Here is a 12,520-nt window from a genome sequence, read left to right as displayed (position 1 = left end):
GTTTCGAAGGCCCCTTCGCGAGCAAGCCCGCTCCCACATTCGATCGCATTCCTTCTATAGGATCGCGGTCGAATGTGGGAGCGGGCTTGCTCGCGAATGGCGATTTCAGCTCTAGAGCAAAAATCAGCTTCTGTGCAACTTGCGCATCAACTCCGCCTCAGCCTGGGTCAAACCACAGGACTGCGTCAGCTCATCGACGCTTGCGCCCATGCCCACCAGTTTCGCCGCCTGGGCGAATGACAGGCTCGATGGATCGCGCTGCTCCAGCGCAACAATCTTGTCCGGCAACGGAGCGACCACCGAGCGCAGCTCGTGCAGGGCTTCGCCCATGCGCACGTTGCCGTTCTGATAGTCGTCGACGCGCTTGGTCAGGTCCTTGATGCGCTGATCACGCAGCGCATCGCCCTGAGCCTGTTGCGCAGCGATGACTTTTTGCGCCTTGATGTACGCCAGAAACATCGCCAGCGTGCCTGCCCAGAAGAGGAACAGGACAATGACCGCAACCTCGAGGATCAATCAGATGCTCTCCAGTTCCGACCATTCTTCTTCGCTCATCATCTTGTCCAGCTCGACCAGGATCAGCAACTCGTTGTTCTTGTTGCACACGCCCTGGATGAACTTGGCCGACTCTTCGTTACCGACGTTTGGCGCGGTCTCGATTTCCGACTGACGCAGGTAGACCACTTCAGCCACGCTGTCGACCATGATGCCGACGACTTGTTTGTCGGCTTCGATGATGACGATACGGGTGTTGTCACTGATTTCGGCATTGTTCAGCCCGAAGCGCTGACGGGTATCGATCACGGTGACCACGTTACCGCGCAGGTTGATGATGCCCAGCACATAGCTTGGCGCACCCGGAACCGGAGCGATCTCGGTGTAGCGCAGGACTTCCTGAACGCGCATCACGTTGATGCCGTAGGTTTCGTTGTCCAGCTTGAAGGTTACCCATTGCAGGATCGGATCTTCAGAACCCTTTGCCGCCGTCGCCTTGTCGTTCATACCCTAGCCCCTCGAAGTACCGCGCTCGCGGTGTATGTTTCGTTCGCCGGCATGGCTATGCCGGTGTCTGTTATGTCGGTTTGTGATTCGGCTTACTGCCGGACATGTGTTTTGCCCCGCCGCTGGCGATCAACTCGGCCAGTGCAGCGACATCGAGCAAGGCGCACATGTGTTCAATCACCGTGCCGGCGAGCCATGGCCGCTGACCCCGGTGACTTCTCCATTTGATTTCATTCGGGTCCAGACGCAACGAGCGACTGACCTGATGCACTGCCAGGCCCCATTCATAACCTTGTACCGAAATCACGTACTGCAGGCCCTGACGGAAGTCATCGCGATAGCGATCCGGCATGACCCAACGCGCGGTATCCAGCACTTTCAGATTGCCGGCCTGGCTCGGCAGAATCCCGAGGAACCATTCCGGCTGACCGAATAGCGGCGTCAACTCGTGGCCGGCCAGCGAATAGATCGAGCCAAGGCACACCAGCGGTACGGCCAGGGTCAGCCCGGCGACATCGAACAACAGGCATTCGAAGGCTTCCGAGGCCCAGGCCGGGCGGCCATCGGTGTCTACCGGTGGCGGCGTGTTGCTTGGTGGCAGGTGCACTTCCACCAGCGGCGGCACCAGCGTCTGCTCGACGGGTGCGGGCGCAACCGGTGCCGGTTCGACCACCGCCGGTTCCGGCGCGGTTTTCAGCAACTGGGTTTGCAGCAGCGGTGCGAGCGTCGAAACCGCTGCGCGGATCGGCTCCGCCTCTTCAATCAATGCGACGGGTGCCTTGGCCACTGGTGCGGCGGCAGGCGCAGCCACCGGTGTGGCCGGTTTGGCGGTTTTTTGCGCATCACGCGCCTGTTCTTCCAGTACCGCTGCCTGGAACTCGTCCAGCGTCTCGGCGCTTTCCACAATTTCAGGCTGCACTTCGATTGCCGGCGGCAGCTCCTCAGGAATTTCCTGCAGCAAGCCGTCCAGATAGGATTGCAGCGCCAACTGCGGACGCGAGGTGAGTTTGACTGGGCGGTTCATCGGTCAACAGCGCCAGACAGGGAAACCGCGTCGCCTGTTTCGCGAGCAGGCTCGCTCCCACAGGATTTGTGTAAGTCGAGCATGCGCGATCGGGTCACGGTCATCTCACGCCACCTGCGGAACAAGTTGTTGCGCCAGCAGATGCTTGAGCAGCGCGCGGTAAGCCAGCACGCCACGGCTCTTGCCGTCGAATTGCGAAGGCGTGACACCGGCCCGGCTGGCGTCACGCAGACGGGTATCGACCGGGATGTAACCCTGCCAGATTTCCTCGGGGAATTTGTCACGCAGTACGCGCAAGGTGCCCAGCGACGCCTGGGTGCGGCGGTCGAACAGGGTCGGCACGATGCTGAACGGCAGCGCCTGTTTGCGCGAGCGGTTGATCATCGCCAGAGTGTTGACCATGCGCTCCAGACCTTTGACGGCCAGGTGCTCGGTCTGCACCGGGATCACCAGTTGCTGGCTCGCAGCCAGGGCGTTGACCATCAGCACACCAAGCAACGGCGGGCTGTCGATCACGGCGTAATCGAAGTCCTGCCACAGCTGCGCCAGACTCTTGGCGATCACCAGGCCCAGACCACTCTGCCCCGGCGACTGGCGCTCAAGGGTCGCGAGTGCGGTGCTCGATGGCAACAGGGAAATGCGTTCGTCGCTGGTCGACAACAGCAACTGCCCGGGCAAGCCTTGCGGCACCGTGCCCTTGTGCAGAAACAGGTCGTAGTTGCTGTGTTCCAGGCTGTCGGGGTCGTAGCCGAAATAGCTGGTCATCGAGCCGTGCGGGTCGAGATCGACCACAACCACGCGCTTGCCCGCCTCCGCCAGCAATCCGGCTAAAGCGATGGAAGATGTGGTTTTACCGACACCACCCTTTTGATTGGCGACTGCCCAGACTCTCATTCGGTTCGTTCCTCCCGGCCGAGATGCTCGACCGAGACATAGCTCAGCGTATTAATGCGGGTGACGGAGAATTGACGGCACTCTCGCGTCCCGGCGTCTTGACCGGGGTCGGTGCAGTTTGTGTGCCAGCACGCTTCAACGCCGCGTCCGGTTGTGCATTGGCGGTTCCGGTACCGGTCAGACTGCGGCGTACATCGAGGTTTCGCGACACCACCAGCACCACACGACGGTTTTTCGCGCGGCCCTCGGCAGTGGCGTTGTTGGCCACTGGCTGGAACTCGCCATAACCCACCGATGCCAGACGGCCAGGGTTCACACCCTGCATCGCGAGCATCCGGACGATGCTCGCCGAACGCGCCGAAGACAGCTCCCAGTTGGTCGGGTACTGCGCGGTACGGATCGGCTGATCATCAGTAAAACCTTCGACGTGGATCGGGTTATCGAACGGTTTGAGGATCGCCGCTACCTTGTCGATGATGTTGAAGGCGATGTCGCTCGGCATGGCGTCGCCGCTGCCGAACAACAGGCTGGAATTGAGTTCGATCTCGACCCACAACTCGTTGCCGCGCACGGTCATCTGGTTGGAAGCGATCAGGTCGCCGAACGCCGCACTGATGTCATCGGCAATGCTTTTCAACGGATCACTGGCGCCAGCGATACCGGCGTCGACCTGTTCGCTATCCTTGACCAACGGCTTGGCCGGGGTCACGGTCTTCGGTCGTTCATCGCCAATCGGGATCGGCTTGAGCGAGCGGTCGGAGTCGGTGAAAACCCCGATCAGCGCTTCGGAAATGACCTTGTACTTGCCTTCGTTGATCGACGAGATCGAGTACATCACCACGAAGAAAGCGAACAGCAGCGTAATGAAGTCCGCATAGGACACGAGCCAGCGCTCGTGATTAACGTGTTCTTCCTGGTGCCTGCGACGAGCCATAGTCCATTACCCCCATCAATCCATGAAGCCCTGAAGCTTCAGCTCGATAGAGCGAGGGTTTTCACCTTCGGCGATCGACAGGATCCCTTCCAACAACATTTCGCGATAACGCGACTGCCGCAACGCGATTGACTTGAGCTTGGCCGCGACCGGCAGCAAGACCAGGTTGGCACTGGCGACACCGTAGATGGTCGCGACGAAAGCCACGGCGATGCCGCTGCCCAGTTGCGTCGGATCAGCGAGGTTGCCCATCACGTGAATCAGGCCCATCACCGCACCGATGATGCCGATGGTCGGCGCGTAGCCGCCCATGCTTTCAAAGACTTTGGCCGCCTCGATGTCGCGCGCTTCCTGGGTGTAAAAATCCACTTCGAGGATGCTGCGAATCGCTTCCGGCTCAGCGCCATCGACCAGCAGTTGCAGGCCTTTGCGCGAGTAGTTGTCCGGTTCGGCATCGGCTACGCCTTCCAGGCCAAGCAAGCCTTCCTTGCGCGCGGTGAGGCTCCAGTTGACCACCCGGTCGATACCGCCGGCCAGGTCCACCCGTGGCGGGAACAGAATCCAGGCGAGGATCTGCATGGCGCGCTTGAAGGCGCTCATCGGCGATTGCAGCAGCGCTGCACCGATGGTGCCGCCGAGCACGATCAACGCGGCAGGACCGTTGGCCAGCGCACCGAGGTGGCCGCCTTCAAGGTAGTTGCCGCCAATGATGGCGACGAACGCCATGATGATCCCGATAAGGCTTAGAACATCCATCAGATACACGCCTCGACGATGTGCTTGCCGATGTCGTCCAGGCTGTACACCGCGTCGGCGAGATCAGCTTTGACGATGGCCATCGGCATGCCGTAGATCACGCAGCTTGCCTCATCTTGTGCCCACACCGCGCTGCCGCCCTGCTTGAGCAGACGCGCACCTTCACGGCCATCGGCGCCCATGCCGGTCAGTACGACCGCCAGAACTTTGTCACCATAGGACTTGGCTGCCGAACCGAAGGTGATGTCCACGCACGGCTTGTAGTTCAGACGCTCGTCGCCCGGGAGGATTTTCACCGCGCCACGGCCATCGATCATCATCTGCTTGCCACCCGGGGCCAGCAGCGCCAGGCCCGGACGCAGAATGTCGCCATCCTCGGCTTCCTTGACGCTGATGCGGCACAGCTTATCGAGACGCTCGGCAAACGCCTTGGTGAACGCCGCCGGCATGTGCTGGATCAGCACGATCGGTGCCGGGAAGTTCGCCGGCAACTGAGTCAGCACTCGTTGCAGCGCAACCGGGCCGCCAGTCGACGTACCGATGGCAACCAGTTTGTAGGCTTTGCGTTTCGGTGCCGGCGACGAAGCGCTGGCAGCCGGCGCGCGGCTGGCCGCTGGAGCATGCGCAGGCGCAGGTGCCGGACGCGTTGGCGCGCTGCTGCTGTGACTGCTGAAGCTCGATGCCGCCGGAGCAGGCGCAGGCGCAGGCGTCGGTGCAGTGGCCGGAGCCGGCGCACTGTAGGCACTGAAACGACGGTTACTGCGCGAAATGCTATGGACCTTCTCGCACAGCAGTTGCTTGACCTTCTCGGGGTTACGCGAGATGTCTTCGAAATTCTTCGGCAGGAAATCCACCGCGCCAGCGTCCAGCGCATCCAGGGTTACCCGGGCGCCTTCGTGGGTCAGCGAGGAGAACATCAACACCGGGGTCGGGCAACGCTGCATGATGTGCCGCACTGCCGTGATGCCGTCCATCATCGGCATCTCGTAGTCCATGGTGATCACGTCCGGCTTGAGCGCCAGGGCCTGATCGATCGCCTCTTTACCGTTGGTGGCCGTGCCGACCACCTGGATGCTCGGATCCGCTGAAAGAATTTCCGAGACGCGGCGGCGGAAAAAACCCGAATCGTCCACCACCAGGACTTTGACTGCCATAAACACTCCATTAGGCGCAGCGGGACGTCGTCGCCCCGCTGCCCCGGATTCAAATACGCCGTGCGGCGTAACGCTTGAGCATGCTTGGAACATCGAGGATCAGAGCGATGCGGCCGTCACCAGTGATGGTGGCGCCGGACATGCCCGGAGTGCCCTGGAGCATTTTGCCCAATGGCTTGATGACCACTTCTTCCTGACCGACCAGTTGATCGACGACGAAGCCGATCCGCTGGGTGCCCACCGAAAGGATCACCACATGGCCTTCGCGCTGCTCTTCGTGAGCGGCGGAGCTGACCAGCCAGCGCTTGAGGTAGAACAATGGCAGCGCCTTGTCCCGCACGATCACCACTTCCTGACCGTCCACCACGTTGGTGGTCGACAGGTCGAGGTGGAAGATTTCGTTGACGTTGACCAACGGGAACGCAAACGCCTGATTGCCGAGCATCACCATCAGGGTTGGCATGATCGCGAGCGTCAGCGGCACCTTGATGACGATCTTCGAGCCCTGACCCTTGGTCGAGTAGATGTTGATCGAACCGTTGAGCTGGGAAATCTTGGTCTTCACCACGTCCATGCCGACACCACGGCCGGACACGTCGGAGATCTCGGTCTTGGTCGAGAAACCCGGGGCGAAAATCAGGTTGTAGCACTCGGTATCGCTGAGGCGATCGGCCGCATCTTTGTCCATCACGCCGCGTTTTACCGCGATGGCGCGCAGGACGTTCGGGTCCATGCCCTTGCCGTCGTCGGAGATCGACAACAGGATGTGGTCGCCTTCCTGCTCGGCTGCCAGTACCACGCGACCGCCACGGGCCTTGCCCGAGGCTTCGCGCTCTTCCGGCGACTCGATGCCGTGGTCGACGGCGTTGCGCACCAAGTGGACCAGCGGGTCGGCCAGGGCCTCGACAAGGTTTTTGTCGAGGTCGGTTTCTTCACCCACCAGTTCCAGGTTGATCTCTTTCTTGAGCTGACGCGCCAGGTCACGAACCAGGCGCGGGAAGCGCCCGAAGACCTTCTTGATCGGCTGCATCCGGGTCTTCATCACCGCGGTCTGCAAGTCAGCCGTGACCACGTCGAGGTTCGACACGGCCTTGGACATGGCTTCGTCGCCGCTGTTGAGACCCAGGCGCACCAGACGGTTACGCACCAGTACCAGTTCGCCAACCATGTTCATGATTTCGTCGAGACGCGCGGTATCGACACGAACAGTGGTCTCGGCTTCGCTGGCCGGTTTTTCCGGTGGCGGAGCAGCGGCGGCGGCGCGGGCCGGAGCCGGTGCAGCAGCGGCAGCCGGTTTTGGCGTTTCGGCCTTTGGTTCAGGCTTCGGAGCAGCCTTTGGCGCAGCAGCCGGAGCCTTGGCGGCAGGCGCAGCCACGGTCGATGCGGTGCCCGCAGTCGCGGCGCCGACGTCGGTGAACTTGCCTTTGCCGTGCAGTTCGTCGAGCAGCGATTCGAACTCGTGATCGCTGATCAGGTCGCTACCGGCAGCCGCAGCCGCCGGAGCGGCAGGAGCGGCAGGCGCCGAGGCGATCGCCGACTCCAGCGCTTCCACGGCAAAGTTGCCCTTGCCGTGCAACTGATCGAGCAGTGCTTCGAATTCGTCGTCGGTGATGTCCGAGCTGTCGCCCGCCGCCGGTGCTGCCGGAGCCGCTGCAGTCGGTGCCACGGCATCCGCCGCGAACTGGCCTTTGCCGTGCAGTTGATCAAGCAACGACTCGAATTCGGCGTCGGTGATTTCATCGCCGGCAGCAGCATCGGCAGCCGGCGCAGGTGCAGGTGCAGCAGCGGCCGGGGCTTCGGCTTCGGCCTTGGCGGCGTTCAGCGAATCCAGCAGCTGTTCAAATTCGTTATCGGTGATGTCACCCGAATCGCCTTCGACGACCAGCTCTTCGATCATCTCGGCCACTGGCGATGCCGGGGCGACGTCCGCCGATTGCGGTTCGGCCAGGCGCGCCAGAGCGGCCAGCAGTTCCGGGGTCGCAGCGGTGATCGGTGCCCGTTCACGGACTTCGCTGAACATGCTGTTCACCGCGTCCAGTGCTTCGAGCACCACGTCCATCAGTTCTGCATCAACGCGACGTTCACCCTTGCGCAGGATGTCGAACACGTTTTCGGCGATGTGACAGCACTCCACCAGCTCGTTGAGCTGAAGGAAGCCGGCGCCCCCTTTTACAGTGTGGAAACCGCGAAAAATTGCGTTGAGCAGATCTGCGTCATCCGGGCGGCTTTCCAGCTCGACCAGTTGTTCGGACAGTTGCTCAAGAATCTCGCCGGCCTCAACCAGGAAATCCTGAAGGATCTCTTCATCGGCGCCGAAGCTCATTAATGGGGTGCTCCTACAGGTCTAAAAACCCAAAAAACCTAAAATTCCAAAACTCTAGAATCCAAGGCTGGATAACAAATCGTCCACATCGTCCTGACCGGACACAACGTCTTCTCGTTTATCGGCATGAATCTGCGGACCTTCACCCTGCGAGAGATGTTTTTGTGGATCTTTTTCTGCAAGCATCGCGGCGCGGTCGTGTTCGATGCCCGCAAAGCGGTCCACCTGACTGGCCATGAGGACGAGTTTGAGCAAATTGCTTTCGACTTCGGTGACCAGTTGGGTCACACGCTTGATCACCTGACCGGTGAGGTCCTGGTAATCCTGAGCCAGCAGGATGTCGTTGAGGTTGCTCGACACCGCACGGTTGTCCGTGATGCTGCGCGACAGAAAACCGTCGACCCGGCGCGCCAGTTCGCGGAACTCTTCAGCCCCGACTTCACGACGCATGAAACGGCCCCAATCGGTACTCAGGGCCTGGGCTTCTTCAGCCAGGCCATTGACCACCGGGGTAGCGCTTTCCACCAGATCCATGGTGCGGTTGGCCGCGGCTTCGGTCAGCTTGACCACATAGCCCAGGCGTTCGGTGGCGTCGGTGATTTGCGACACTTCCTCGGCCTGCGGCATGTGCGGATCGATCTGGAAGTTGACGATCGCACTGTGCAGTTCGCGTGTGAGCTTGCCCACTTCCTGATACAGGCCACGGTCACGGGTCTGATTGAGCTCATGGATCAGTTGCACAGCGTCGCCGAACCTGCCCTTTTCAAGGCTCTCGACCAGTTCGACCGCGTGTTTTTTCAGGGTCGATTCGAAATCGCCCTGTGAAGATTCGTTATGCTCCATAGCTCCCCCGCGCGTTCATCAGCCGATGCGTTCGAAAATCTTCTCGATTTTTTCTTTCAGCGCCTGAGCCGTGAAAGGTTTGACCACGTAGCCGTTCACACCGGCCTGAGCCGCCTCGATGATCTGCTCGCGCTTGGCTTCTGCAGTCACCATCAGCACCGGCAGGTGCTTGAGTTTTTCATCGGCACGCACGTGGCGCAGCAGGTCGATACCGGTCATGCCCGGCATGTTCCAGTCCGTTACCAGAAAGTCGATGCTTCCGCTGTTGAGCACCGGAATGGCAGTGATGCCATCGTCGGCCTCGACGGTGTTGGTGAACCCCAGATCACGCAGCAGGTTCTTGATGATCCGCCGCATCGTTGAGAAGTCATCAACGATGAGGATTTTCATGTTCTTGTCCAATTCGACCTCCAAGCAGTCTTAAACGCGCCCAGCACCTGGACGCGCCATTTCAATCAATCCGGCAAAGCACTCGATGACTGTCTGGAGCACAACAGAGCAAGACCGGTGCCGTTGATCACCGCACCAGCCTCGTTCGCAGTGTCCCCCACACTGCCTTCAGCGCGCTCGCCACTCCCCCAAACGCCCCCGCAAGCGGGCCGCGCACTGGCTGTGTAACTGGCTGACCCGCGATTCACTGACGCCAAGGACTTCACCGATCTCCTTGAGGTTCAGCTCTTCGTCGTAGTACAGCGCCAACACCAGTCGCTCACGCTCCGGCAAATTGGCAATCGCGTCCGCCAGCGCGGCCTGGAAGCGTTCATCTTCCAGATCGCGTGACGGCTCAAGATGAGCACTGGCGCCATCCTCGTGCAGCCCTTCGTGTTCGCCGTCCTGCAACAGGTCGTCGAAACTGAACAGCCGGCTGCCCAGCGTGTCATTCAAAATCCCGTAGTAATCGTCGAGACTCAATTGGAGTTCGGCCGCAACCTCGTGATCTTTAGCATCACGGCCGGTTTTAGCTTCAATTGCCCGAATTGCGTCACTGACCATACGGGTGTTGCGGTGAACCGAGCGTGGTGCCCAATCCCCTTTGCGCACTTCATCGAGCATCGCGCCGCGGATTCGAATGCCCGCGTACGTTTCGAAACTGGCGCCCTTGCTGGCGTCATATTTGGTCGACACTTCAAGCAGGCCGATCATTCCGGCCTGAATCAGATCCTCGACCTGCACACTCGCCGGCAAGCGCGCCAGCAGGTGATAGGCAATGCGCTTGACCAGTGGCGCGTAACGCTCGATCAACTCGTACTGCGCGTCACGTGCCGACTTCTTGTAGTAGTTCATACCGCTCGCGGTCATAACACAGGCCCTGCCGTTTGCTGCACGAGGCGCTCGACGAAAAACTCAAGGTGACCGCGCGGGTTGGCAGGCAGCGGCCAGGTATCGACCTTCTGCGCGATCGCCTTGAACGCCAGCGCGCACTTGGAACGCGGAAAGGCTTCATAGACCGCTCGCTGCTTCTGCACTGCCTTGCGCACGCTTTCGTCGTACGGCACCGCGCCGACGTATTGTAAGGCGACGTCGAGGAAGCGATCCGTGACCTTGGTCAACTTGGCGAACAGGTTGCGCCCTTCCTGCGGGCTCTGCGCCATGTTGGCGAGGACGCGGAAGCGGTTCATGCCGTAGTCGCGGTTGAGCAGTTTGATCAGCGCGTAGGCGTCGGTGATCGAGGTCGGCTCGTCGCACACCACCAGCAACACTTCCTGCGCGGCGCGTACGAAACTGACTACCGAGTCACCAATACCCGCAGCGGTGTCGATCACCAGCACATCGAGGTTGTCGCCGATGTCGCTGAAGGCCTGGATCAGACCGGCATGTTGCGCCGGACTCAGGTGAACCATGCTCTGGGTGCCGGAAGCGGCCGGCACGATGCGGATCCCGCCGGGCCCCTGCAACAGCACATCACGCAGCTCACAGCGGCCTTCGATCACGTCGGCCAGAGTACGTTTGGGGGTCAGTCCCAGCAGAACGTCAACGTTCGCCAGCCCCAGGTCGGCGTCCAGCAGCATGACCCGACGGCCAAGCTCTGCCAGCGCCAGAGACAAGTTCACTGACACGTTAGTCTTGCCGACGCCACCTTTGCCGCCGGTCACCGCGATCACCTGTACGGGATGCATGCTGCCCATGTTATTTCTTTACCTTGTCTTGCATAGACGGAGGCCACATTACTGGCTGCGCGTTCTCAACCGGAACAATGCATGGCAGGCCATCGATGTAGGTACAAAAACGGTTCATTACCTCAGCCAACCTGCTTGGTCGGGCTGTGGTAGATATCAGCGAACATGTCAGCCATGGCTTCTTCGCTGGGTTCTTCCTGCATTTGCACGCTGACGGCACGGCTGACCAATTGATGGCGGCGCGGCAGATGCAGATCATCCGGAATCCGTGGGCCATCGGTCAGGTACGCGACCGGCAGTTCATGACTGATCGCCAGGCTCAACACTTCGCCAAGGCTGGCCGTCTCATCCAGTTTAGTCAGGATGCAGCCGGCAAGCCCGCAACGCTTGTAACTATGATAAGCGGCGGTTAGAACCTGTTTCTGGCTGGTGGTTGCCAGGACCAGATAATTTTTTGAACGGATGCCCCGACCGGCCAGACTTTCCAGCTGCATGCGCAGTGCCGGATCGCTGGCCTGCAGGCCGGCGGTATCGATCAGCACCACGCGTTTGCGCAGCAGTGGATCCAGCGCCTGAACCAGCGACTGGCCCGGATCAACGTGCGTCACCGGCACATTGAGAATCCGGCCCAGGGTCTTGAGTTGTTCCTGCGCGCCGATACGGAAGCTGTCCATGCTGACCAGCGCCACATTCTGCGCGCCGTACTTGAGCACGTAGCGCGCGGCAAGTTTGGCCAGGGTGGTGGTCTTGCCCATGCCGGCCGGGCCGACCATGGCAATCACCCCACCCTCTTCCAGCGGCTCGACTTCCGGCACGGCAATCATCCGCGCCAGGTGCGCGAGCAACATGCGCCAGGCCTGACGAGGCTCTTCGATGTCGGTGATCATCGCCAGCAGGTCGCGCGACAACGGTCCGGACAGGCCGATACGCTGCAGACGGCGATACAGGTTGGCTTGCGCCGGACGGCTGCCCTGCAACTGATTCCAGGCCAGCGTGCCGAGCTGCACTTCCATCAGCTCGCGCAGGCTGTTCAATTCAAAACGCATTGAATCCAGTGCACGCGGATCCACGCCGCCGGAGGACTGCGCAGGCGCCGGGGCCGGACGCGCCGGAGCGGCATAGGTCGGCTCGCTCAGCGGTTCAGCGGCGGTCAGTGGCAGGCCAGCCGTCAACGGCAGTCCGGCAAAAATCTGGCGATTGCTATTGCCATCGGCTTCGCCACGCAGGCTCAACTCGGCCTGGGCGGTAACGATGCGCGACTGGGTCTTGCGCAGCTCGTCTTCGAGTTCCATGTTCGGAACCCGTGGCGCCAGCGCCGACAATTTGTAATCCAGCGCCGCCGTCAGCTCGACGCCGCCGGCAATGCGGCGGTTGCCAATGATGGCGGCATCAGCGCCCAGCTCATCACGAACCAGCTTCATGGCCTGACGCATATCGGCGGCGAAAAAACGCTTAACTTGCATAAACCACTAC

Annotated in this window: 13 protein-coding genes; all 13 read right to left on the bottom strand. The window is 61.0% G+C overall.

What is annotated here, in order from left to right:
• Nucleotides 1-123: 123 nt before the first annotated feature.
• The 13 genes from QMK55_RS21550 to flhF all read right to left on the bottom strand — a co-directional run bounded on the left by QMK55_RS21550 (nt 124) and on the right by flhF (nt 12,510).
• Nucleotides 124-516: a DUF2802 domain-containing protein gene (locus tag QMK55_RS21550; RefSeq protein ID WP_102355231.1), complete on the bottom strand. Its 393-nt coding sequence runs from the start codon at nt 514-516 to the stop codon at nt 124-126.
• The gene (locus QMK55_RS21545) at nt 517-1,002 is read right to left on the bottom strand and encodes a chemotaxis protein CheW (protein WP_102355232.1); all 486 of its coding nucleotides are present in this window, start codon (nt 1,000-1,002) and stop codon (nt 517-519) included.
• 70 nt (nt 1,003-1,072) lie between these two features.
• Nucleotides 1,073-2,026, bottom strand: coding sequence for a CheW domain-containing protein (locus QMK55_RS21540; protein WP_102355233.1), 954 nt, complete (start codon nt 2,024-2,026; stop codon nt 1,073-1,075).
• 105 nt (nt 2,027-2,131) lie between these two features.
• Nucleotides 2,132-2,920, bottom strand: coding sequence for a ParA family protein (locus QMK55_RS21535; protein WP_102355234.1), 789 nt, complete (start codon nt 2,918-2,920; stop codon nt 2,132-2,134).
• Nucleotides 2,921-2,963: 43 nt separating this feature from the next.
• A complete protein-coding gene (gene motD / locus QMK55_RS21530) occupies nt 2,964-3,854 on the bottom strand; it encodes a flagellar motor protein MotD (RefSeq protein ID WP_025111922.1) in 891 nt (296 codons plus the stop codon).
• Nucleotides 3,855-3,869: 15 nt separating this feature from the next.
• Nucleotides 3,870-4,610, bottom strand: coding sequence for a flagellar motor protein (locus tag QMK55_RS21525; protein WP_003222929.1), 741 nt, complete (start codon nt 4,608-4,610; stop codon nt 3,870-3,872).
• The gene (locus QMK55_RS21520; RefSeq protein ID WP_102355235.1) at nt 4,610-5,764 is read right to left on the bottom strand and encodes a protein-glutamate methylesterase/protein-glutamine glutaminase; all 1,155 of its coding nucleotides are present in this window, start codon (nt 5,762-5,764) and stop codon (nt 4,610-4,612) included. The genes QMK55_RS21525 and QMK55_RS21520 overlap by 1 nt, the downstream gene beginning before the upstream one ends.
• A gap of 49 nt (nt 5,765-5,813) precedes the next feature.
• Nucleotides 5,814-8,087, bottom strand: coding sequence for a chemotaxis protein CheA (locus tag QMK55_RS21515; protein WP_320329928.1), 2,274 nt, complete (start codon nt 8,085-8,087; stop codon nt 5,814-5,816).
• 54 nt (nt 8,088-8,141) lie between these two features.
• The gene (locus QMK55_RS21510) at nt 8,142-8,930 is read right to left on the bottom strand and encodes a protein phosphatase CheZ (RefSeq protein ID WP_102355237.1); all 789 of its coding nucleotides are present in this window, start codon (nt 8,928-8,930) and stop codon (nt 8,142-8,144) included.
• Between the two features lie 18 nt (nt 8,931-8,948).
• Nucleotides 8,949-9,320, bottom strand: coding sequence for a chemotaxis response regulator CheY (locus QMK55_RS21505; protein ID WP_008006721.1), 372 nt, complete (start codon nt 9,318-9,320; stop codon nt 8,949-8,951).
• Nucleotides 9,321-9,488: 168 nt separating this feature from the next.
• On the bottom strand, nt 9,489-10,229 hold the full coding sequence (gene fliA / locus QMK55_RS21500; protein ID WP_003222919.1) for an RNA polymerase sigma factor FliA: 741 nt from the start codon (nt 10,227-10,229) through the stop codon (nt 9,489-9,491).
• Nucleotides 10,226-11,056, bottom strand: a complete 831-nt coding sequence (gene fleN / locus QMK55_RS21495; protein WP_003222917.1) for a flagellar synthesis regulator FleN — start codon at nt 11,054-11,056, stop codon at nt 10,226-10,228. Before fleN ends, fliA begins: the two co-directional genes overlap by 4 nt.
• A gap of 113 nt (nt 11,057-11,169) precedes the next feature.
• Nucleotides 11,170-12,510, bottom strand: coding sequence for a flagellar biosynthesis protein FlhF (gene flhF / locus QMK55_RS21490; protein WP_008077677.1), 1,341 nt, complete (start codon nt 12,508-12,510; stop codon nt 11,170-11,172).
• Between the last annotated feature and the right edge of the window lie 10 nt (nt 12,511-12,520).

Origin of the sequence: Pseudomonas sp. P8_229 (genome assembly GCF_034008635.1) — a bacterium.
Classification (GTDB): domain Bacteria; phylum Pseudomonadota; class Gammaproteobacteria; order Pseudomonadales; family Pseudomonadaceae; genus Aquipseudomonas.
Note: the sequence above shows the minus strand (reverse complement) of the source record. Positions and strands in the feature narration are given on the sequence as shown.